This window comes from Actinoplanes sp. NPDC049668, from assembly GCF_044465445.1.
In the GTDB taxonomy this organism is placed as follows: domain Bacteria; phylum Actinomycetota; class Actinomycetes; order Mycobacteriales; family Micromonosporaceae; genus Actinoplanes.
In genome coordinates, this window is record NZ_JBITLR010000003.1 from 45,921 (window position 1) to 67,176 (window position 21,256).

The 21,256-nt window shown below is 72.0% G+C and carries 22 protein-coding genes; 15 read left to right on the forward strand and 7 right to left on the reverse strand.

Translation table 11 applies throughout. The features are described 5' to 3' along the window. Nucleotides 1-24: 24 nt before the first annotated feature. Entirely contained in the window at nucleotides 25-1,041 is a 1,017-nt protein-coding gene (locus ACIBSW_RS12755) for an ABC transporter substrate-binding protein (RefSeq protein WP_354720617.1), read from the reverse strand. Between the two features lie 124 nt (nucleotides 1,042-1,165). Here ACIBSW_RS12755 and panD point away from each other — a divergent pair, with 124 nt between their 5' ends. Beyond that, nucleotides 1,166-1,585 (forward strand): aspartate 1-decarboxylase, encoded by a 420-nt coding sequence (gene panD / locus ACIBSW_RS12760; RefSeq protein ID WP_354720615.1) that lies wholly within the window; start codon nucleotides 1,166-1,168, stop codon nucleotides 1,583-1,585. A gap of 46 nt (nucleotides 1,586-1,631) precedes the next feature. On the opposite strand, the gene ACIBSW_RS12765 is transcribed toward panD, so the two are convergent. Further along, nucleotides 1,632-2,585 carry a methionyl-tRNA formyltransferase gene (locus ACIBSW_RS12765; RefSeq protein WP_354720613.1) on the reverse strand — a complete coding sequence of 318 codons (954 nt, stop codon included), beginning with the start codon at nucleotides 2,583-2,585 and terminating at the stop codon, nucleotides 1,632-1,634. An 89-nt stretch (nucleotides 2,586-2,674) separates the two neighbouring features. On the opposite strand from ACIBSW_RS12765, the gene ACIBSW_RS12770 reads away from it, so the two are divergent. Further along, nucleotides 2,675-3,976: a lysine N(6)-hydroxylase/L-ornithine N(5)-oxygenase family protein gene (locus ACIBSW_RS12770; RefSeq protein ID WP_354720611.1), complete on the forward strand. Its 1,302-nt coding sequence runs from the start codon at nucleotides 2,675-2,677 to the stop codon at nucleotides 3,974-3,976. Nucleotides 3,977-4,221: 245 nt separating this feature from the next. Next, a complete protein-coding gene (locus ACIBSW_RS12775; RefSeq protein WP_354720609.1) occupies nucleotides 4,222-4,677 on the forward strand; it encodes a hypothetical protein in 456 nt (151 codons plus the stop codon). A gap of 57 nt (nucleotides 4,678-4,734) precedes the next feature. Here ACIBSW_RS12775 and ACIBSW_RS12780 read toward each other — a convergent pair whose 3' ends face one another. Both ACIBSW_RS12780 and ACIBSW_RS12785 read right to left on the reverse strand, forming a co-directional pair. Then, nucleotides 4,735-7,125: a glycoside hydrolase family 3 C-terminal domain-containing protein gene (locus tag ACIBSW_RS12780; protein WP_354720607.1), complete on the reverse strand. Its 2,391-nt coding sequence runs from the start codon at nucleotides 7,123-7,125 to the stop codon at nucleotides 4,735-4,737. Nucleotides 7,126-7,157: 32 nt separating this feature from the next. Further along, nucleotides 7,158-7,919, reverse strand: coding sequence for an SDR family oxidoreductase (locus ACIBSW_RS12785; protein WP_354720605.1), 762 nt, complete (start codon nucleotides 7,917-7,919; stop codon nucleotides 7,158-7,160). A 23-nt stretch (nucleotides 7,920-7,942) separates the two neighbouring features. Here ACIBSW_RS12785 and ACIBSW_RS12790 point away from each other — a divergent pair, with 23 nt between their 5' ends. The 9 genes from ACIBSW_RS12790 to ACIBSW_RS12830 all read left to right on the forward strand — a co-directional run bounded on the left by ACIBSW_RS12790 (nucleotide 7,943) and on the right by ACIBSW_RS12830 (nucleotide 17,060). Further along, nucleotides 7,943-8,293 (forward strand): histidine triad nucleotide-binding protein, encoded by a 351-nt coding sequence (locus ACIBSW_RS12790; protein ID WP_354720603.1) that lies wholly within the window; start codon nucleotides 7,943-7,945, stop codon nucleotides 8,291-8,293. Then, a complete protein-coding gene (locus ACIBSW_RS12795) occupies nucleotides 8,290-9,663 on the forward strand; it encodes a serine hydrolase domain-containing protein (RefSeq protein WP_354720601.1) in 1,374 nt (457 codons plus the stop codon). Before ACIBSW_RS12790 ends, ACIBSW_RS12795 begins: the two co-directional genes overlap by 4 nt. 148 nt (nucleotides 9,664-9,811) lie before the next feature. Further along, nucleotides 9,812-10,873: a PhoH family protein gene (locus tag ACIBSW_RS12800; RefSeq protein ID WP_354720599.1), complete on the forward strand. Its 1,062-nt coding sequence runs from the start codon at nucleotides 9,812-9,814 to the stop codon at nucleotides 10,871-10,873. Between the two features lie 18 nt (nucleotides 10,874-10,891). Beyond that, nucleotides 10,892-11,362, forward strand: coding sequence for an rRNA maturation RNase YbeY (gene ybeY, locus ACIBSW_RS12805; protein ID WP_354720597.1), 471 nt, complete (start codon nucleotides 10,892-10,894; stop codon nucleotides 11,360-11,362). Nucleotides 11,363-11,367: 5 nt separating this feature from the next. Beyond that, on the forward strand, nucleotides 11,368-12,729 hold the full coding sequence (locus tag ACIBSW_RS12810; RefSeq protein ID WP_354720595.1) for a hemolysin family protein: 1,362 nt from the start codon (nucleotides 11,368-11,370) through the stop codon (nucleotides 12,727-12,729). Further along, nucleotides 12,722-13,105 (forward strand): cytidine deaminase, encoded by a 384-nt coding sequence (locus ACIBSW_RS12815; protein WP_354720593.1) that lies wholly within the window; start codon nucleotides 12,722-12,724, stop codon nucleotides 13,103-13,105. The genes ACIBSW_RS12810 and ACIBSW_RS12815 overlap by 8 nt, the downstream gene beginning before the upstream one ends. Before the next feature lie 569 nt (nucleotides 13,106-13,674). Further along, nucleotides 13,675-14,655, forward strand: a complete 981-nt coding sequence (era, locus tag ACIBSW_RS12820) for a GTPase Era (RefSeq protein WP_404799356.1) — start codon at nucleotides 13,675-13,677, stop codon at nucleotides 14,653-14,655. Nucleotides 14,656-14,730: 75 nt separating this feature from the next. Then, on the forward strand, nucleotides 14,731-15,804 hold the full coding sequence (locus ACIBSW_RS12825; RefSeq protein WP_354720591.1) for an acyltransferase: 1,074 nt from the start codon (nucleotides 14,731-14,733) through the stop codon (nucleotides 15,802-15,804). After that, nucleotides 15,801-17,060, forward strand: a complete 1,260-nt coding sequence (locus ACIBSW_RS12830) for an MFS transporter (RefSeq protein ID WP_354720589.1) — start codon at nucleotides 15,801-15,803, stop codon at nucleotides 17,058-17,060. Before ACIBSW_RS12825 ends, ACIBSW_RS12830 begins: the two co-directional genes overlap by 4 nt. Here ACIBSW_RS12830 and ACIBSW_RS12835 read toward each other — a convergent pair. Further along, a complete protein-coding gene (locus ACIBSW_RS12835) occupies nucleotides 17,044-17,847 on the reverse strand; it encodes a DUF4097 family beta strand repeat-containing protein (protein ID WP_354720587.1) in 804 nt (267 codons plus the stop codon). The genes ACIBSW_RS12830 and ACIBSW_RS12835 overlap by 17 nt on opposite strands. A 111-nt stretch (nucleotides 17,848-17,958) precedes the next feature. Here ACIBSW_RS12835 and recO point away from each other — a divergent pair, with 111 nt between their 5' ends. Further along, the gene (gene recO, locus ACIBSW_RS12840; protein WP_354720585.1) at nucleotides 17,959-18,744 is read left to right on the forward strand and encodes a DNA repair protein RecO; all 786 of its coding nucleotides are present in this window, start codon (nucleotides 17,959-17,961) and stop codon (nucleotides 18,742-18,744) included. Then, nucleotides 18,741-19,526, forward strand: a complete 786-nt coding sequence (locus tag ACIBSW_RS12845) for an isoprenyl transferase (RefSeq protein WP_354720583.1) — start codon at nucleotides 18,741-18,743, stop codon at nucleotides 19,524-19,526. Before recO ends, ACIBSW_RS12845 begins: the two co-directional genes overlap by 4 nt. Here the strand turns inward: ACIBSW_RS12845 and ACIBSW_RS12850 are convergent. Next, on the reverse strand, nucleotides 19,516-20,190 hold the full coding sequence (locus ACIBSW_RS12850; RefSeq protein WP_354720581.1) for an HAD family hydrolase: 675 nt from the start codon (nucleotides 20,188-20,190) through the stop codon (nucleotides 19,516-19,518). The two genes, ACIBSW_RS12845 and ACIBSW_RS12850, sit on opposite strands and share 11 nt — an antisense overlap. After that, complete coding sequence (locus ACIBSW_RS12855) at nucleotides 20,187-20,483, reverse strand: MTH1187 family thiamine-binding protein (RefSeq protein WP_354720579.1); 297 nt, start codon at nucleotides 20,481-20,483, stop codon at nucleotides 20,187-20,189. The genes ACIBSW_RS12850 and ACIBSW_RS12855 overlap by 4 nt, the downstream gene beginning before the upstream one ends. Before the next feature lie 252 nt (nucleotides 20,484-20,735). On the opposite strand from ACIBSW_RS12855, the gene ACIBSW_RS12860 reads away from it, so the two are divergent. Then, complete coding sequence (locus ACIBSW_RS12860) at nucleotides 20,736-21,254, forward strand: GNAT family N-acetyltransferase (protein WP_354720577.1); 519 nt, start codon at nucleotides 20,736-20,738, stop codon at nucleotides 21,252-21,254. Nucleotides 21,255-21,256: the final 2 nt, after the last annotated feature.

The following is a 21,256-nucleotide window of genomic DNA, read 5'->3' on the forward strand; positions in this document are numbered from 1 at the left end:
CCCTCCTCGTTCTCGCGGATTACCTCAGGCGGCGTTCGACAGGTCGGTGACCGCGGTCGCCTTGTCGCCGTCGGTGGCGTTCTTCAGCTGCGGCACCAGGATCTCCAGCGCGTAGAGCAGCGCGTTCGGGCCGCTGTAGGCCAGCGCGCCGCCCAGCGGGGTGGAGAACGACGTGTAGAGGGTGCGGTCCTCGGTGGTCACCTTGAGGCGGCTGAACGCGGGGGAGGCCAGCATGTCCTTCTTCGTCGCGCCGTTGACGAACAGCACGTCGCGGTCGAGCAGGTCGAGGCGCTCCTCGCTGACGTCCTCGGACTCGGTCTGCGCGGCGAAGCCGAGCGCGTCGAACAGCGCGCGGCGCGGGTCCTTGGCCGGGATCAGCCAGTGCTGGCCCTTCTCCGGGCCGAAGTCGACGACGAGGGTCTTGCCGGCGAACTGCGGGTTCGCGCTCTTCGCCTCGGTGATCTTCGCGTTGACCTTGTCGACCAGCGCCTGCGCCTCGGCGGACTTGCCGAGCGCCTTGCCGGTGGTCAGGGTCTGCACGTCCCACGGGGTCTGCTCGTCGGCGTACGCCGAGGACTGGATGACCGTCGGGGCGATCTGCGACAGCTTCTCGTACGTCTCCTTGTTGATCGTCTCGTAGATCGCCAGGATCAGGTCCGGCTGCTGCTTGATGATCGCCTCGAAGTTGAGCTCCGCGGAGAACGTGGTCAGCTGCTTGCCGCCGAGCGCGTCCTTGACCCACGGGTAGGTCGGGTACTCGGTGAACCACTCGCGGGTGCTCACCGGCACGACGCCGAGCGCCAGCACCGGGTCCTGGTCGTTCCAGCCGACGGTGACGACGCGCTGCGGCTGCTTCTCGATCGTGGTGGAGCCGAACTTGTGCTCGATGCTGACCGGGAACGCGGCCGTGGCGGAACCGGCCGTCGTGGGGGTGGTGGGCTCGTCCTTGTCGGACGAGCAGGCGGTGATGGTGGTGGCGGCAAGAAGGCCGGCGGCGACGACGGTCAGCGCGCGGCGCCACCCGCCAAGGCGTCGGTTCATTTATGTGGCTCCTCGATCGGGGGTCCGTTGGCTCGGTCTGAAGGTTAGGTTAGGCTACCTTTGCTTCCGCGACGGCTCCAGGGCCCTATTCTTTTCGCGGTAACCCATCTACGGAGGACGACACATGCAGCGGACCCTGCTCGGCGGCAAGATCCATCGGGCCACCGTGACCCAGGCTGACCTGCACTACGTTGGCTCGATCACCATCGACAAGAACCTGATGGACGCGGCCGACCTCGTCGAGGGCGAGCAGGTACAGGTCGTCGACATCGACAACGGCGCCCGGCTGGTGACGTACGTCATCGAGGGTGAGGCGGGCTCCGGCGTGATCGGCATCAACGGCGCGGCGGCCCGGCTGGTCTCGGTCGGCGACCTGATCATCATCATGTCGTTCAAGCAGGTCGACGAGCGCGAGCGGGCCGACTATGTGCCCCGCGTCGCACACGTGAACGAGCGGAACGAACTGATCGAGATCGGCTCGGACCCCTCGGCGCCGGTGCCGGGCGCGGACGACCAGATCTCGGGCAAGGTCCTGGTGCACTGAAGTCCGCAGGTAAAAGGCCGCGACCCGGAGGTCGCGGCCTTTCGCGTCAGAGGTCCGGGTGGCTGGTGAGGTAGCCGCCCATGGTCCGGAAGTACTCCTGCGCCGGCAGCTCGACGCCCTCGTCGGTGCGCACCGAGCGGATCAGCAGCGCCTTGCTGCGCCCGCGCCGGGCCTCGGCGCCCGCCACGATCGCCACGCCGTCGCCCTCGCGGAAGAAGATGCGCCCGGGGGTGCCGCCGTACACCGCCTGCGAGACGGCCGCGGTGATGATCTCCAGGCGCCGTCCCTTGTGGAAGCAGAAGGCCTGCGGGTACGGCGCCGACTGCGCCCGGACCAGCCGCTCGAGCTCCTCGGCGGTCCAGGTCCAGTCGATCCGGATGTCCTCCTCCGAGCGCTTGTGGAAGAAGCTCGCCTTGCTGCGGTCCTGCGGGACGAACTCGCGCCCGCCGCGGGCGATCTCGGCGAGGCCGTCGACGGTGATCGGCCCGAACAGCTCGAGGGTCTTGTCGAACAGGTCGGTCGTGGTGTCGGACGGGCCGACCGGGACGGCGCGCTGGAGCACGATCGGCCCCGCGTCCAGCGTGTCGTCCATCATGTGCGCGGTGACGCCGACCTCGGGCTCGTCGTTGAGCAGGGCCCAGATCAAGGGCGAGAATCCCGCGTACGCGGGAAGCAGCGCGTCATGCACGTTGAGCGTGCCGAACGCGGGCAGGTTGAAGATGCGCGGCGGGATCCAGGTGCGCCAGTTGGTGGCGACGATGACGTCCGGCGCGACCTGCTTGAGGGTCTCGTAGAGCTCGTCGTCGTCCGGGCGCTCGCGCAGCAGGACGGGCACGCCGTTGGCCTGCGCCAGGTCGGCGACCGAGTCGGACCAGACCTTCTCGTAGGCGCCCTCGCCGGCCGGATGGGTCACCACCATGACCACATCGTGCTCCGAGTCCAGTAGGGCCTGCAGGGTGCGGTGCCCCCAGGTCTGGAAACCGAACATGACGACGCGCATGGATCACTCCCTAACTCGACACTGCAGACGCTTAGGTTAGGCTAACCGAAATCCGGGGCCAGATCGGCCCCGCCGCTGAGGGGACGGACATGTCTGAACCTGAACTCGATGTCGTGGGGATCGGCTTCGGCCCGTCCAATCTGGCCATGGCCATCGCCGTGTCCGAGCACAACGGCGCGGGGGGTCCGGATGGGCAGGTGACGGCGCGGTTCCTGGAGCGCCAGGCCGGCTTCGGCTGGCACCGGGGCATGCTGCTCGACGACGCCACCATGCAGGTCTCCTTCCTCAAGGACCTGGTGACGCTGCGGAACCCGACCAGCGAGTTCAGCTTCCTGCGCTACCTGCACAGCCAGGGCCGGCTGATCGATTTCATCAACCACAAGAACCTGTTCCCGCTGCGGGTGGAGTTCCACGACTACTTCGCCTGGGCGGCGGAGCAGGTCGCCGATCAGGTCACCTACGACGCCGAGGTGCTCTCGGTGACGCCCGTGACCGATGCGGCCGGTGACGTGGTGGCGGCCGACGTGCTGTCCCGCCAGGGCGGCGAGCTGAGCACGCACCGGGCCCGGAACCTGGTGGTCGGCACGGGCCTGCGCCCGCGGCTGCCGGAGGGCGTCACGGCGTCCGACCGCGTCTGGCACACCAGCGACCTGCTGCACAACCTGCCGAAGCTCAAGGGCACGGATCCGCGCCGCATCGTCGTGGTCGGCGCCGGACAGAGCGCGGCGGAGGCCGTGGCGACCATGCACCGGGAGTTCCCCACGGCGGAGGTCTGCGCGGTCTTCTCCCGGTACGGCTACTCGCCGGCGGACGACAGCTCGTTCGCCAACCGGATCTTCGACCCGGCCGCGGTCGACGACTTCTACCTCGCGCCCGAGGACGTCAAGCGGCAGCTGATGGGCTACCACGCCAACACGAACTACTCCGTGGTGGACATCGACCTGATCGACGACCTGTACCGGCGCGCGTACCAGGAGAAGGTCCTCGGCAAGCAGCGCCTGCGCATGCTGAACGTGTCCCGGATGACCCACGTGACCGACGGCCCGGACCGGGTGGTGGCGAGCATCCGGTCGCTGGTGACCGGCGAGACGACGAGCCTGGCGGCCGACGTCGTGGTCTGCGCGACCGGTTACCACCAGGCCGACCCGTACGCGATCCTGGGCGAGCTGGGCGACCTGTGCGGACGCGACGACCAGGGCCGGCCGCGGGTGGAGCGGGACTACCGCGCGGTGGCCGACCCCCGGCTGCGGGTCGGCGTCTACCTGCAGGGCGGCACGGAGCACACGCACGGCATCACGTCGGCGTTGCTGTCGAACACGGCGATCCGGGTCGGCGAGATCCTGGACTCCGTTGTGGCCCGGAAGGCGGCACCGGCGCTGATCGGGGTTTGATCTCGGCAGGGGTATTGACGGGGTTCGACGACATATAGATCATTGACGGCGAAGAGTGACGGACTATCATCAACGAGTGATATATATAACTGTCTGTGATTGTCTCTGAGGGGTCTGGTAAGACTTACTTCCACAGTCGACTCGTCCGATTAGTCAGTTCGCACCGTGATCGTTGTCTTGCTGCGCGTGGGGGCGCACACTTTCGACCGCGCGTCCGCCCCCTCCCCCCGACGCGAAGGACCCATATGACGCACCCTCGCCAGACCCCGCCGCAACCGCACGTCCGGAAGCGCAGCCCGCTTCCCTGGATCATCTTCGCCGTTCTGCTGGTGGCCGCCGGCATCGTCTTCGTGCCCAAGCTGCTCGACGACAGCGGCAACAAGCAGACGCCGGTCGCCGCCGGCGAGCAGGACCCCTTCCTCGTGGCCATCGCCAAATGCGACCCGGTCAAGAGGGCAACCAAGATCGTCGACCGCAACCGCAAACTGGAAGTGGACGGCGCCGGGACGGATCGCCCGGACGGCCTCAACAAGGCCGATTTGAACTGCATCCTGACGTCCCTGCAGGTACCTGGCGCGCTGATCTCGCGGATGAACGCGACGGTCGCCGCCGACGGGCAGCTGCAGGGCGAGTGGCCGGGCTTCACGGTCGCCTGGACCAACGACCCGGAGGGCCTCGACCTGGTCGTGACCCGGGACTGACGCCGGAACGCATCGGATGGGCCACGACCGGCGGACGGTCGTGGCCCATCGGCGTGTCTACAGCTCCAGCGTCGCGGTCAGTCTCGGGTCGTCGAGCGCGTGCGCCGCGGTCACCGCGTACGTGCCCGGCACCGTGTGCCAGCCGGAGTCCCAGACCTGCCAGGTCCGCGGCGGCAGCGGGATCCGCACGGTCACCGTCTCCTCGGGATGGGCCGACACCGCCTCGAAGCCGGCCAGCCACTTGGCCGGGCGCTCGGGCACCACCCCGGCCGGGCCGACGCCGACCGGCGGCGGGCCCTGCGGCTCCGCGTACACCTGGACGATCTCGGTGCCGAAGCGGGCGCCGGTGTTCGTCAGCGTCACCAGCGCCTCGGTCGCCGACACCGCGAGCATCTCGTACTCCCAGGTCGTGTAGCCGAGGCCGTGGCCGAACGCGTACAGGGGCGTGTTGCCCGAGCGCTGCCAGGCCCGGTAGCCGATGAACACGCCCTCGTCGTAGGAGACCGCGCCGTCCCGGGGCGCCACCGCGGGGACCGGGCAGTCGTGCTCGCGGCGCGGCCACGTCGTCGGCAGGCGCCCGCCCGGCTCGAGAACGCCGAGCAGCACGTCGGCGAGCGCCGCGCCCGCCTCCTGGCCCGGGAACCAGGTCAGCAGCACCGCGGCGACGTCGTCCTCCCACGGCAGCAGCACCGGCGAGCCGGCGTTCACCACCACGATCGTGCGGGGGTTCACCGCCGCCACCCGGGCCACCAGCTCGTCCTGGTTGCCCGGCAGCGCGAGCGAGACGCGGTCGAAGCCCTCGGACTCGACCTGCTCGGTGGTGCCCACCACGACGACCGCCACGTCGGCCTCGGCCGCCAGCTCCACCGCCTCGGCGATCATGCTCTCCGCGGAGACGCCCGGGCCGCGGTGGCCCAGCGTCGCGCTGACCGTGTGCGCCAGGCCCGGCTCGATCGTCTGCCGCAGCACGATCTCGACCGGCTCGTCCGCCTTCAGCGACACGACCTCCCGGTGCTCGCGCGGCGACAACAGCAGGTCGCCCCGGGTGGCGCCGGGCGGGTGCAGGGCGCCGATCTGGCGGTGCTCGCCGCCGACCCACAGGTCGAAGGCGCCGAAGCCGGACACCGCGAACGTGTGCTCGCCGCCGTCCTCCGGCGTGAACGTGGTGCGCAGCTCCACGCCGGTCACCCGGGCCGGGTCGGTACCGCCGGGCAGGTCGCCGATCCAGCGCACGGCGGTGGTCTCGACGCCGAACCGGTAGCCGGCGCCGGTCAGCTCGACCGAGGCGGCCAGCGGCAGCGCCGGCAGGAACGGTCGCGGGTCGGTGCCGATCGCGTACTCGACGTCCACTCCGGACAGTGCCCGGCCGAGGCCGTCCAGCGGCGAGATCACGTACGGCGGGGTCACCTGGGCGCTGCCGCCGCCGAGCACCCGCGCGTCCGTGGCCAGCGCGCCGATCACCGCCACCTTCGTCAGCGCCACCGCCTCCAGCGGCAGCGTGAAGTGCTCGTTGCGGGCCAGCACGAAGGAGCGGGCCGCGATCTCGTGCGCCACGGCGGCGCCGTCCAGGTCCGCCGGCGGCGTCGGCACGGCCGGGGGAGTGCCCTCGAGCAGGCCGACGCGGGCGGCCAGCCGCAGCACCCGGCGTACCTTGTCGTCCACGACCTCCTCGGGCACCTCGCCGGCGCGCACGGCCGCGACCAGCCGGTCACCCCACGGGTTCTCCAGGGCCGGCATGGCGACATCGAGGCCGCCGAGCGCCGCGCCGACGGTCGACCGGGCGGCCCGCCAGTCGGAGACCACGACGCCGTCAAAGCCCCACTCGCCCTTGAGCACCTCCGACTGCAGCCGCCCGTTCGAGGCCATCGACAGCCCGTTCACCCCGTTGTACGCGCTCATCACGCCCCAGCCGCCCGCCGCGACGATCCGCTCGAACGGCGCGAGGTAGACCTCCCGCAGCGCCCGCTCGTCGATGCGCACGTCGACGGTCATCCGGTCGGTCTCGAAGTCGTTGCCCACCAGGTGCTTGACCGTCGTGCCGACGCCGTGCTCCTGAACGCCCTCCACGAAGCCCGCCCCGATCTCGCCGGTGAGCAGCGGATCCTCCGAGTAGCACTCGAAGTGCCGCCCGCCGAACGGGGTGCGCTGGAGGTTGACCGTCGGGCCGAGCAGCACATGCACGCCCTTGCGCCGGGACTCCTGGCCGAGCAGCCGCCCGGCCCGCCGGGCCAGCTCGGTGTCCCAGGTGGCGGCGAGCGCGGTCGGGCTGGGCAGCGCGATCGACGGGTCCTGCGGCGCCCAGCCGGTGCCGCGCACGCCGATCGGGCCGTCGGACATCACCAGCGAGCGCAGCCCGATCCGCGGTATCGCGGGCAGGGACCAGAAGTCCTGTCCGCCCAGCAGCGACACCTTCTCCTCGAGGGTCAACCGGGCCAGCAGGTCGTCCATGGAAGCGCTCCCATCAATCGGCTCCGGTGATCTTACGTGCGCAGGTACGAGGCGCCGTTCAGGTCGATGATCGTTCCCGACGCCCACTCCGCCTCGCTCGACGCCAGCCAGTGCACCGCGCTCGCGATCTCCGCCGGCCGGGCCACCCGGTTGAACGGGCTCTGCGCCCGGACCGCCTCGCCCCGCTCCGACTTGAGGTGCTCGTTCGTCATGTCCGTCTCGACGAAACCGGGCGCGACACAGGCCACCCCGATCCCGTACGGCGCCAGCGCCACCGCCAGCGACTGCGCCATCGAGTTCAGCGCCGCCTTGCTGGCGCCGTACGCGGGCTGGCCCGGCTCGCCCCGGAACGCGCCCCGCGACGAGACGTTGACGATCCGGCCGCCGCGCTCGCGCATGTGCTGCGCCGCCGCCCACGCCGCGTTCGCCGCGCCGAACAGGTTGACGTCGAACGTGTCGCGCCAGGTCGCCTGCCACTCGTCGTAGCCGCCGCCGAAGACCGGGTGCGGTCGCTCCATCGGCCCGAAGACGCCCGCGTTGTTGACCAGCACGTCCAGCCCGCCGAGCCGCGCGGCCGCGTCGTCGACCATGGCGCGTACCGCGGCGGGGTCCGCCAGGTCGGCCTGGACCACGACGTGGCCCGCGCCGGGCAGCTCGGCCGCCAGCTGCTCGGCCAGCCCGGCGGAGTCGCGGTGGTGCACTGCCACGCGGTCGCCGTCCGCGGCGAAGCGGGCGGCGATCGCCCGCCCGATGCCGCGGGAGGAACCGGTCACGAGGATCGCCCGTCCTGTCATCAGCTCACTCTAGGATCTTCCGGGTGGACAACGACTGCCTGTTCTGCCGCATCGTCGCCGGAGAAATCCCGGCGACCGTCGTGCACGAGACCGACACCACGCTCGCCTTCCGCGACATCGACCCGAAGGCGCCGGTGCACGTCCTGGTGATCCCCAAGGCGCATCACGGTGACGTCGCCGCCGTCGCCAACGCCGATCCGCGGGCCGCCGCCGACGTGCTGGCCGCGGCCGCCGCGGTGGCCGAGGCCGAGGGCCTGCTCGCCGACGGCTTCCGGCTGATCTTCAACAGCGGCGCCAACGGCGGCCAGGAGGTCTTCCACGTGCACGCACACGTGCTCGGCGGCCGGCCGCTGGGCCCGATGGTGTCCCGGTGACGCCACAGCAGCGCCTGGAGCGCGCGGTGCGCCGGGTACAGGCCGAGGCCCGGGTGCCGGCGCTCTCGGTCGCGCTGCACCGGCCCGACCGCGGCGTCTGGACCTGCACCGTCGGCAACTCGGGCAACCCCGGACACCCGCTGGACGCGGAGAGCCGGTTCCGGATCGGCTCGGTCACCAAGACGTTCACCGCCGTACTGGTCATGCAGGCCCGCGACGACGGCCTGCTGGACCTGGACGACCCGGTCTCCGCGCACCTGGACGTGCCCGCGCACGGCGGCGCGACCATCCGCCGGCTGCTGTCGCACACCGCGGGCCTGCAGCGCGAGCCGCACGGCGACGTCTGGGACCTGCTGGTCGCGCCGGACGACGCCGGACTGCTCGCCGACCTGGCGCTGGCCGAGCGGGTGCTGCCCAACAACCGCCGCTACCACTACTCCAACCTGGCCCTGGCCGTGCTGGGGCAGCTGGTGGCCCGGCTGCGCGGCGGCACCTGGGCCGGCGTGCTGCGCGAGCGCGTCCTCGAACCGCTCGGCCTGTCCGCCACCACGGTCGAGCCGACCGGCGCCGCCGTCGTCGGCTACCTGGTCGACCGGTACTCCGACGCGGCCCGGCCCGAGCCGCAGCTGGACCTCGGCGGCGCCGGGCCCGCGGCGCAGCTCTGGAGCACCGCCGGCGACATGGCCCGCTGGGCCGCGTTCCTGACCGGCCCGGAGACCGTCGACCCGGGCGCGCGGGTGCTCGCGCCCGAGACGGTCGCCGAGATGTACTGGCCGCAGACCACCACCGACGAGACGCTCTGGGCCGCCGGCTTCGGCCTCGGGCTGATCCTGATGCCGCAGGGCAACCGGGTGATGCACATCGGGCACGACGGCGCCATGCCCGGCTTCCTGGCCGGCGTGTACGGCCGCCGGGGCGGCGAGGGCAACCCGGGCGCGCTCGGCGCGGCGGTGCTCGCCTCGTCCGGAACGGCCGTGGAGATCAACGAGCTGGTGCACGAGCTGCTCGGGCTCGCGGTCGAGGCCGACCCCGCCGAGATCCGGCCCTGGTCGCCCGGCCGGGCCGCGCCCGAGGCGTACCGGTCGGTGCTCGGGCCGTGGTGGGGCGAGGGCTTCCAGCACTTCTTCAGCTGGCATGACGGCGCCCTGCAGTCCCGCGCCGCCGACGCCCCGGCGGACCGGCCGCCGTCGATCTTCCGGCCGCTGCCCGACCAGCCGGACCTGCTCCGCACGGTCTCCGGGCGCGAGGCCGGCGAGCTGCTGCGGCTGACCCGCGACGCCGACGGAACGGTGGTCCGGATGCACTGGGCGACCTACCGGTTCACCCGGGCGCAGGAGGGGTTCGACGGCGTTGTCGTCTCCACGGGCTGACCCGGGCGTCTACCGGCGGCGGACCCGCCGATAATGGCCTCGGCGTCGAAGGCGCCGACCGGATACGATGGCACGATCCTCAGGCGGGCCGCCGATCATCGGCGGGGACGAGAAAGAGAGCAGGTGGCGTAGGCCTCACGGCCGCCCTATGACCGGCACCGATTCCAGCAACGCCGCCGCTCGGGTGCAGACCAGGATCTCGGTCTCCGACCCCAAGATCATGGTGAATCTGCTCGGCGCCAAGGACGAGATTCTGCGGCTGATCGAGCGCATCCTCGCCAGCGACGTGCACGTCCGCGGCAACGAGATCACCATCACCGGCGCGCCCGCCGACAACGCTACCGCGGAGCGCCTCTTCTCCGAGCTGATCGAGCTGACCGAGAAGGGCGAGACGCTGAGCGTCGACGCCGTCCGCCGCACCGTCGCGATGCTCGAGCAGAACACCGCCGAGCGCCCCGCCGAGGTGCTCACCCTCAACATCCTCTCCCGGCGCGGCAAGACCATCCGCCCCAAGACGCTGGGTCAGAAGCGCTACGTCGACGCCATCGACGAGAACACGATCGTGTTCGGCATCGGGCCGGCCGGCACGGGCAAGACCTACCTGGCCATGGCCAAGGCCGTGCAGGCCCTGACCGCCAAGCAGGTCAGCCGGATCATCCTCACCCGCCCGGCCGTCGAGGCCGGCGAGCGGCTCGGCTTTCTGCCCGGCACGCTCAACGAGAAGATCGACCCGTACCTGCGGCCGCTCTACGACGCCCTGCACGACATGCTCGACCCCGAGTCGATCCCGCGCCTGATGCAGGCCGGCACGATCGAGGTGGCCCCCTTGGCCTACATGCGGGGTCGGACGTTGAACGACGCGTTCATCATTCTCGACGAGGCGCAGAACACGACGCCCGAGCAGATGAAGATGTTCCTGACCCGGCTGGGCTTCGGTGCGAAGATCGTGGTGACCGGTGACGTCACGCAGGTCGACCTGCCCGGGGGCACGAGCAGCGGGCTCCGGGTCGTCCGGGAGATCCTGCGCGACGTCGAGGACGTGCACTTCGCGGAGCTGTCCAGCTCCGACGTGGTCCGGCACCGGCTGGTCGCCGAGATCGTCGACGCGTACGCCCGGTTCGACGCCGAGCAGGAACAGCAGGCCACGCAGTCCGTCCATGCCGTGCAGGGGCGCGCCGCCAGCGGCGGACGCCCGAATCGCCGGCGCTGATAAGGGGTAAAGCACTACATGTCCATCGAGATCGCCAACGAGTCGGGAGTCGACGTCGACACCGACGCGATCCTGGCGGTGGCCCGGCACGCGCTCGAGGAGATGGGGGTCAACCCCCTCGCCGAGCTTTCCATCCTGCTGGTCGACATCGACTACATGGCCGAGTTGAACCTGCGGTGGATGGGCAGCGACGGCCCGACCGACGTGCTCGCGTTCCCGATGGACGAGGGCAGCGTCGACCACGGGCCCGGCGAGTCCGGCACCGGGGAGCCGGCGCTGCTCGGCGACATCGTGCTCGCGCCCGAGGTCGCGGCGAAGCAGGCCGCCGCGGCGGAGCACTCCGCCGCGGACGAGCTGCACCTGCTCACCGTGCACGGGGTGCTGCACCTGCTCGGCTACGACCATGCCGAGCCCGAGGAGGAGCGCGAGATGTTCGCGCTGCAGGCCCGGCTGCTGCAGAGCTGGCGCTCCGGACGGCGGGCCGGCTGATCCCCGTGGAGCCGTCGTTACTCGCGGCGGGCCACACCGCCGGCCTGCCTGACCTGCAACTGATCATCTACGCGGTGGTCCTGGTCCTCCTCGCCGGCCTGGCGTCGATGACCGACGCCGCGCTGGCCACCGTCTCGCCGGCGCGCGCCGCGGAGATGGAGCGCGAGGGCCGGCGCGGTGCCGCCGCGCTGACGGCGGTGGCCGGCGACGTGGTGCGCCACCTCAACCTGTTGCTGCTGCTCCGGCTGCTCTGCGAGCTGACCGCGACCACCCTGGTGGCGCTGGTCGCGGTGGACAGCTGGGGCGTCGGCTGGCGCGCCGCCCTGGTCACGGCCGGCGCGATGACGCTGGTCAGCTTCGTCGTGGTCGGCGTCGCGCCGCGCACGCTCGGGCGCCAGCACGCGTACGCGGTCGGGCGGGCGACCGCCCCGCTGGTGCGCTGGCTCGGCCGCGCGCTGAACCCGCTCGCGTCGCTGCTGATCCTGATCGGTAACGCGGTGACGCCCGGCAAGGGCTTCCCCGAGGGGCCGTTCGGCAGCCAGGTGGAGCTGCGGGAGCTCGTCGACCTGGCCGAGCAGCGCGGCGTCGTGGAGCACGGCGAGCGCGAAATGATCCACTCGGTCTTCGCGCTCGGCGACACCATCGCCCGCGAGGTGATGGTGCCGCGCACCGAGATGGTGTGGATAGAGGCGGCCAAGACGCTGCAGCAGGCGCTCTACCTCTTCCTGCGTTCCGGCTTCTCCCGCATCCCGGTGATCGGCGAGAGCGTCGACGACGTGCTGGGCGTGCTCTACCTCAAGGACGTGGTGCGCAGCACCCAGAACGGCGACCCGGCGGCCTCGGCCTCCCCGGTCGCCGAGCTGATGCGCCCGGCGACCTTCGTGCCGGAGTCCAAGCCGGTCGACGACCTGCTGTCGGAGATGCAGGCGGCGCGCACCCACCTGGTCATCGTCGTCGACGAGTACGGCGGAACGGCCGGGCTGGTCACCATCGAGGACATCCTCGAGGAGATCGTCGGCGAGATCACCGACGAGTACGACGTCGAGCACCCGCCCATCGAACATCTCGAGGACGGGTCGGTGCGGGTGACCGCGCGGCTGCCGATCGAGGACCTCGGCGACCTGTTCGGCGTCGAGCTGCCGGCCGACGAGGTCGAGACGGTCGGCGGCCTGCTCGCGCAGACGCTCGGCCGGGTGCCGATCCCGGGGGCGTCGGTCGACGTGTGCGGCCTGCACCTGATCGCGGAGGGCACGGTCGGCCGCCGCAACCGGATCGACTCGGTGCTGGTGCGCCGCGGCGGTCCGGACAACAGTGACAAAGAAGCGAAAGCCCCCGAGAACGAGGAAAGACAGCACGCCGATGCCTGACCAGACCATCCCCGCCGGATCCGCCGTCAACCCCGCCGAGGGCGAGCTCAGCGCCGAGGACGCGAAGCTGGTCACCCTGGCCCGCGGCGCCCGCGCCCGGGTGGGCGCGGCCGAGGGCGCATCCGTACGCGACCAGGACGGCCGCACCTACGCGGCCGCGAGCGTCGCCCTGCCCAGCCTGTCGATCACGGCCCTGCAGCTCGCGGTCGCCTCGGCGGTGGCGGCGGGCGCGACGACGTTGGAGGCGGCCGCGGTGGTGACCGAGGCGCCGACGCTCGACGGCGCCGGGCAGGCGGCGGTCCGGGACCTGGCCATGGACGCGCCGATCCACGTGGCGGCCCCGACCGGCGCCCTGCTGGGCACGGTGACGGCGTGACGCCGGAGAAGCGCGAGGGGCGTCCGGCGCGGGCGCAGGCCGCGGGCCGCGGCGGCGACGCCCGGCCGAAGAAGGTCGGCAAGGACGGCGAGGCTCGGCCGAAGAGGGTCGGCAAGGACGGCGAGGCGCGGCCGGTTCGCCAGGGCACGGGGCGCGGCGACGCCCGGCCGAAGAGGGTCGGCAAGGACGGTGAGGCGCGGCCGGTCCGGTCCGGGCGTGACCAGGGTGCGGGGCGGGGCGGGGACGCCCGGTCGGAGCGGCCTGGGCGTGCGCAGGGTGCCGGCGGCGAGGCTCGGCCGGTGCGGGCCGGCGAGGCCGCGGCGGGGGAGCGGCGGCCGACGGCCGGCGAGCGTAACGAGCTGCGGCGCCAGGAGCGCCGGGCCGCGCGCCGCGAGCAGGTTGACGCGGCCGCGGGCGGCGCGGCAGCTGGTGGCGCGGGCCGGGGCGGCGCGGCGAAGCCCGCGGCCGCGGGCCGGTCCGGTGGTCCGGCCGCGGGCCGGTCCGGTGGCGGGAAACCGCGCGCGGCCGGCGCCCGGACGCCGGGCGGGAGTGGCTCACCCCGGGGGGAGCTGAGCCAGGGGCCACGGGCTTCCGACGGTGCGCCGAGCGCGCGTACGGAAGAGAGAAAGAAGCACCGGCACAAGGCCGCAAGCCGGGCCGAGACCGTCGATACCACCTACCGTGCCGGATTTGCGTGTTTTGTCGGACGGCCCAACGCCGGCAAATCCACCCTGACGAATGCGATCATCGGTCAGAAGATCGCTATTACGTCGAACAAGCCGCAGACCACCCGGCACATCATCCGCGGCATTCTGCACCAGGAGCACGCACAGCTCGTCCTGGTCGACACCCCCGGCCTGCACCGGCCGAAGACGCTGCTCGGCGAGCGCCTCAACGACCTGGTCCGGGAGACCTGGAGCGAGGTCGACGTCATCGGGGTCTGCTTCCCCGCGGACGAGCCCGTCGGCGCCGGTGACCGGTTCATCTCGTCCGAGATCGCCGAGCTCAAGGCCACCGTCATCGCCGTCGTGACCAAGGTGGACCTGGTCGATCCGGCGACGCTGGCGAAGCGGCTGATCGACGTCAGCAAGCTCTACGACTTCGCCGACATCGTGCCGGTCAGCGCCGTCTCCGGGCACCAGGTGGAGACGCTGGTCGACGTGATCGTCAAGCGCCTGCCCGAGTCGCCGCCGCTCTATCCGGACGACGTGCTCACCGAGGAGCCCGAGCAGGTGCTCATCGGCGAGCTGGTCCGCGAGGCCGCGCTCGAGGGCGTGCGGGAGGAGCTGCCGCACTCGATCGCCGTCCTGGTCGAGGAGATGATCGTCGAGGGCCGGACCACCAAGATCTACGCCAACCTCTTCGTCGAGCGGGACAGCCAGAAGTCGATCGTGATCGGCACCAGGGGCGCCCGGCTCAAGGACGTCGGCACCCGGGCGCGGGCCGAGATCGAGAAGCTGCTCGGCCGCAAGGTCTACCTGGACTTGCACGTCCGGATCGCCAAGGAATGGCAGCGGGATCCCAAGCAGCTCCGAAAGTTGGGATTTTAATCCATATTGTGTGTCATCTCACGCTGTGACCGTTTGGTTTGCTTTGTCGAGGTTATTTCGATAGCCCTTTAGGCTATGCGGAATCGGTATCTGGACCTGCTGCGGGCGATCGCGATCGCCCGGGTGGTCGTGTACCACTCGACCGGCTGGGTCGCGCTCACCATCGCCTTCCCCGCGATGACGGTGATGTTCGCGCTGGCCGGCTCGCTGATGGCCGCCTCGATCGACCGCTGCGGGCCGCTCGCCGTCGAGCGCCGCCTGCGCCGGCTGCTGCCCTCGCTCTGGGCCATGTCGGCGATCGCCGTGCCCGCGATGCTGTTCACCGGGCTGGCCTGGGACTGGAAGGTCCTCTACTGGGCCTTCCCGATCCAGGACCCGCCCGCGAACGGCTGGGGCTCGATGGCGCTGAGCGCCACCTGGTACCTGCGCGACTTCCTCTGGTTCGTGCTGCTGTCGCCGCTCGCCCTGCCGGTCTTCCGCCGCTTCCCGAAGCTGACCGTCGCGGTGCCCTACACCGCGCTGGCCGTCATCACGTTCGCCGGGCTGACGCCGCACGCGATCGTGCGCGACATGGCCCTCTACGGCGGCGCGTGGCTGCTCGGCTTCGCGCACCACGACGGCATGCTGCGCCGGATACCGCGACGGCGCCTGGTCGGCCTCGCGGCGGGGCTGGCCACGCTCGGCGCGGCCTGGGTCGCCACCCATCCCGGGCCGCGCGGGTACGACCTCAACGACATCCCGCTGGGCAACGCGCTGTGGTCCGCCGCGTTCGTGCTGATCGTGCTCGGCTTCGCGCCGGCCGCGACCGCGGCGCGCCCCCGGCGGCTGGTCACGATCCTCAACGCCCGGGCGCTGACGATCTACCTCTGGCACGTACCGATCATCGTGGCCGTCACCAAGATCGGGGAGGCGCACGGCCTGCCGGTGCGCGGCGCGGTCGGCATCGGCTGGCGGTTCGTGGTGATCGTCGCGCTCGTCAGCCTGGCCGTGCTGCTCTTCGGCTGGGTCGAGGACTTCGCCGCCGGGCGCGTGCCGGTGCTCGTGCCGGGCGGGCGTACCCGCCGGCCGGCCGAGGCGCCGGTCTCCCCGGCGATTCCCCCGATCCAGGCGGGCCAACGGGCCGCGGTGGGTGAGACCGTGCGTACATGACGTTCACGGCCGCGCTGGTCCGGCGTACGTATTACGGGCTCAGCCTCGGCAACACCCTGGCCGCCTCGCTCATCTGGGGCGTCAACACGCTGTTCCTGCTCGACGCCGGGCTGAACAATTTCGAGGCGTTCGCCGCGAACGCGTTCTTCACCGCCGGCATGGTGATCTTCGAGGTGCCGACCGGGGTCGTCGCGGACTGGTGGGGCCGCCGGGCGTCCTACCTGCTCGGCACGGTGACGCTCGCACTTACCACGGTGCTGTACCTGTGGCTCTGGAACCTCGACGGGCCGTTCTGGGCCTGGGCGGTGTCGTCCGCCCTGATCGGCCTCGGCTTCACGTTCTTCTCCGGCGCCACCGAGGCCTGGCTGGTCGACGCCCTGCGCGCCACCGGGTACTCCGGCGGCCTCGACGCGGTCTTCGCGCGCGGGCAGGTGTTCACCGGCGCCGGCATGCTGGTCGGCGCGGCCGGCGGCGGCTACCTCGCGCAGTTCGCCGGGCTCGGCGCGCCCTACCTGCTGCGCGCATGCGTGCTGGCGGTGATGTTCGTGGTGGCCGCGCTGCTGATGCGCGACCTCGGATTCACCCGAGCGCGCGGCGCCGGCTTCCGCGGGGAGATCCGCGGCATCGCCGGCGACTCGGTGCGCTTCGGGCTGCGGGTCCGGCCGGTGCGCTGGCTCATGCTCGCCGCGCCCTTCACCGGCGGCGTCACGATCTACGTCTGGTACGCGCTCCAGCCGTACCTGCTCGAGCTGTGGGGCGACGACACCGCGTACGGGATCGTCGGCATGACGGCGGCGCTGCTCGCGGCCGCGCAGATCGTCGGCGGGCTGGTCGCGCCGTTCCTGCGGCGGGTCTTCGTCCGGCGCACCTCGGTGCTGCTGGTCACCCTCGGCCTGAACGTCGTCGTGGTGCTGCTGGTCGGGCTGATCCCGAACTTCTGGGTGGTGCTGGTGCTGGTGGTGCTCTGGGGGCTGGTCGGCGCGTCGGCGCAGCCCGTGCGGCAGGCTTACCTGAACGGCATGATCCCGTCGCGGCAGCGCGCGACCGTCCTGTCCCTCGACTCGCTGATGGCGTCGGTCGGCGGGGTGGTGAGCCAGCCGGTGCTCGGCCGCTCCGCCGACGTCTGGGGCTACCCGTTCTCGTACCTGCTGTCGGCCGGGCTGTCCGCGCTCGCGCTGCCGTTCGTCTGGCTGTCGCGGCGCGAGCGGGACCCGGCCGACTTCCGCTCGGAGCCGGCGCCTACGCCCCCGGGATAGTCGTGATCGTCACGTCGCCGCTGCCGGTCTGCACGTCCAGCAGGATCTTCGCGCTCGGGTCGTCGGTCACGCCGATCAGCTCTTCGTCGCCCGACCCGGTCTGCGCCTTCACCTGGTACTTGCCGTCCGGCACCACCAGCTCCACGTTTCCGCTGCCCGCCCGCGCCGTCACCGGGCCGGCCTCGGCCAGCTCGACCTCGACGTCGCCGGACGAGGCCTGCGCCCGGACCGCCGCGCCGCCCGCGAGCCCGCGCGCCTCGACGTTGCCGGAGCCGGCCACCAGCGTGACCGCGCCGTGCAGGTCGGTGACGGCGATGTCGCCGGAGCCGGACTTGACCGACACCGCGCCGCTCGCCCCGTCGATCTCGACGTTGCCCGAGCCGACGGTGACCTCCGCGGTGCCGACGTCGGTCAGGCTGATGTCGCCGTCGCCGAGCTTGCCGTGCACGCGCACCCCGGCCGGCGCCTGGATCTCGTACGAGACGTTGCAGCGGTCGCCGCAGCGCGTGTCGATGCTCAGCACCGTGCCGTCCAGCCGGTACGAGGCCTGCGGGTCGGCGGAGCCGCCGGTGCGCACGACCCGCTTGATCCGGGTCTCGTTGATCGGGGCCGTCGACACGGTGACGTTCCCGCTGCCGCCGCTCAGGACGATCTCGGAGACCTTCACCTTCTCGGTGTCGTCGTAGGTCAGCCGCGCACCCACCCCGGCGCCGCACCCGGCCAGGGCGGCCGCGGTCGCGGAGATCAGGGCGATGGCGCCGGTGCGCCGGGCGAGAGTCGGGGTCATGCCCCTGACGCTAGGGCGCGCCACCGTACGGGCGCTATCGGTCCTCCCACTGAGGCAGCCCCGAGAAGACCCTGAGATCCGGGTCAGGGTCGGTCGTACCCAGGGGGCAGAATGGCGTCCGTGCCCGCCGGATACCGCCGCCAGCTCTACCGCGACGACGCGGTGGTCCTGCGCGTGCAGAAACTGGGCGAAAGCGACCGGATCATCACCCTGCTGACCCGCCGGCACGGCCGGCTGCGCGCGGTGGCCCGCGGCGTGCGCCGCACGACGTCGCGCTTCGGCGCCCGGCTCGAGCCGTTCGGCCACATCGACCTGCAGCTCGCCGGCTCGCCGGAAGGGCTGGGCAGCGGCCTGCACTCGGTCAGCCAGGTCGAGGCCGTGACGCTCTTCGGCAAGCGGTTCCTCGGCGACTACCCCCGCTACACCGCGGCCAGCGCCATCGCCGAGACCGCCGAGCGGCTCTCCCCGGTCGAGCGGGAGCCGGCCCTGCGGCTGTTCCAGCTCACCCTCGGCGCGATCAAGGCCCTCGCGGCGGGCGAGCACGCGACCAGCCTGGTCCTGGACGCCTACCTGCTGCGCGGGATGAACTTCGCGGGCTGGGCGCCCGCGCTGGCCGAGTGCGCGGTCTGCGGCACGCCCGGGCGGCACGGCGCGTTCTCGGTGCCCGCGGGCGGCTCGGTCTGCCCCGACTGCCGCCCGCCCGGCGCGGCACACCCGGCACCGGCGACGATAGCCCTGATGGCGGCCCTGACCAGCGGCGACTGGGAGGTCGCCGACGCCACCGAGCCACCGGTACGCCGCGAGTGCAGCGGGCTGGTGGCAGCACACCTGCAGTGGCACATGGAGCGCAACCTGCGCGCGCTGCCACTGGTCGATCGACGGGAGAGCACCTCGTGACGCGTCCGCCAACTCCGCACACCTCCGGAGCCCGCCCGCCGGCCCTGCCGGCCGGCGCGATCCCGAAGCACGTCGCGGTCGTGATGGACGGCAACGGCCGCTGGGCCAAGGAGCGCGGCCTGTCCCGCACCAAGGGCCACGAGCAGGGCGAGTATTCGCTCTTCGACACCATCGAGGGCGCGATCGAGCTCGGCATCCCCTACCTCTCGGCGTACGCGTTCTCCACGGAGAACTGGAAGCGTTCGCCGGAGGAGGTCCGCTTCCTGATGGGCTTCAACCGCGACGTGATCCGGCGGCGCCGTGACCAGCTGGTCGACCTGGGCGTCCGGGTGGTGTGGTCGGGCCGCGCGGGCCGGCTGTGGAAGAGCGTGATCTCGGAGCTGCAGACGGCGGAGGAGATGTCGAAGGGCAACTCCAAGCTGACCCTGCAGTTCTGCGTGAACTACGGCGGCCAGGCGGAGATCGCGGACGCGGCGGCGGCGATCGCCCGCGACGTGGTGGCGGGCCGGCTCAAGGCCGACAAGATCAACGAGAAGACGATCGCGCGGTACCTGTACCACCCGGAGATCCCCGAGGTGGACATGTTCCTGCGCCCCTCCGGCGAGGAGCGCACCTCGAACTTCCTGCTCTGGCAGTCGGCGTACGCGGAGCTGGTCTTCCTCGACACGCTCTGGCCGGACTTCGACCGCCGCCACCTCTGGTACGCCTGCGAGCTCTACGCCAAGCGCGACCGCCGCTTCGGCGGGGCGATCCCCAACCCGGTGGCCCCGCCTAGCCTGTGATGACCGCGACCGCGGCGTCCACGTCGGACAGGTCCGGTAGCACGGCGTGCGCGCCGGCCAGCGCCAGCTCGGCCATGCTGGCCGAGCCGGTGGCGACCCCGATGGCCAGCGCGTCGTTGGCCAGCGCCGCCGTCACGTCGTGGGGGGTGTCGCCGATCACCACGGCCCGGAAGCGCTCGCCGTACTTGGCCTCGGCCCGCTGCCGGCACCGCCGCACCAGCGTGGCCCGCACGCTGTCGTCGGTGCCGTAGCCGCCGATCTCCGTATCGAAGTCCGCGGCGAGGCCGAACGCGGCGACCTTGGCGGCGGCCACCTGCGGCACGTTGCCGGTGACCAGCGTCTGCACCACGTCGCCGCGCGCGCCGAGCTCGTCGAGCGCGGCCCGCACGCCCGGCATCAGCGCGCCCTGCTCGGCGAAGAGGTGCCGCGAGACGTGCACCTCCTCGACGTAGCGGGCGAAGAACCGCTCCGGCGTGCAGTCGGTGACGCCGTGCGTGGCGAAGACCTCGGCGCAGATGTCGAGGTCGGTCCGCCCGCCGAAGTTCGGCGTGGCCCGCCACTCGACGCCGGTGACCGCGGTGAACGCGGCACGCCAGGCCTGGGCCGCGACCCCGCCGCCGCGCAGCAACGTGTTGTCGATGTCCCACATGACCAGGCGTCTCACCGCTCCGCCAGCCGGCGCTCGACGTGCTCGACCTTGGCGTGCAGCGCGTCGGTGACGCCGGGCCGGATGTCGGCCTTGAGCGAGACCGACACCCGCGGCGCGTGCGCGGCGACGGCGTCGACCGCCTGCTTGACCACGGCCATCACCTCGTCCCACTCGCCCTCGACGGTGGTGAACATGGCGTCGGTGCGGTTGGGCAGCCCGGAGGCCCGCACGACCCGGACGGCCTCGGCCACCAGGTCACCGACGGACTCGCCCGCGCCGAGCGGGGTGACGGAGAAGGCAACAAGCATGCCCTCATCCTGACAGGGTCGCTCCGCGGCCAAGGCAATGACCAAGCTCACCTTCGGCAGCACGAATCGTTTGTCGTCGAGCGCGAGGTTCGTCGGGAGCTGGCCCGGTAGTGGCCCTGAATCGGCCGCGGAAACCCAGAAACGGCGTTCAGGTACCTCCCTGAACACCTTCCCAGTTTGCGGCGCAATCTGGACCGTGGACCCCTTAATGCGAATTCGCCGCTCTGGTCGGGTGCTGGCTACCGTCGCCGCATGCCTGAACTGACCGAGCCGACCGTTCTCCTGCACGCCGCCTTCCTGGAATGCCGCGACGAATGGGGCCCCGGGCTGCACGAGGACGGCTTCGGCCTGAACGCCGCCGACGACGTGGACTCACCGGAGGGCTTCGCCGGCTGGGTGCGCCGACGCCTCCACCTGACCCACCGGGCCGGGGAACCCTGCCCGGAGGAGAAGCACGGCTCACCGCGCTGGATCGTCGAGGACGGCCGCGTCCTCGGCGGGATCGACCTGCGGCACAGGTTCGACGACGGCATCGGCCACGTCGGCTACGGCGTACGGCCATCGGCGCGCCGTCGCGGCCTGGCCGGCTGGGCGCTGGCCGAGATGCTCGGCGAGGCCCGCGCTCTCGGCCTGGAGCGGGTCCTCATCCCGTGCCTGGCGGACAACGTCGCCTCGGCCCGGACGATCGAACGCAACGGCGGCGTCCTGGAGGGCATCCGCCATCTCGAGCACGTGTCGGTGCGGCGCTATTGGATCGCGCTGAACCGGTGATG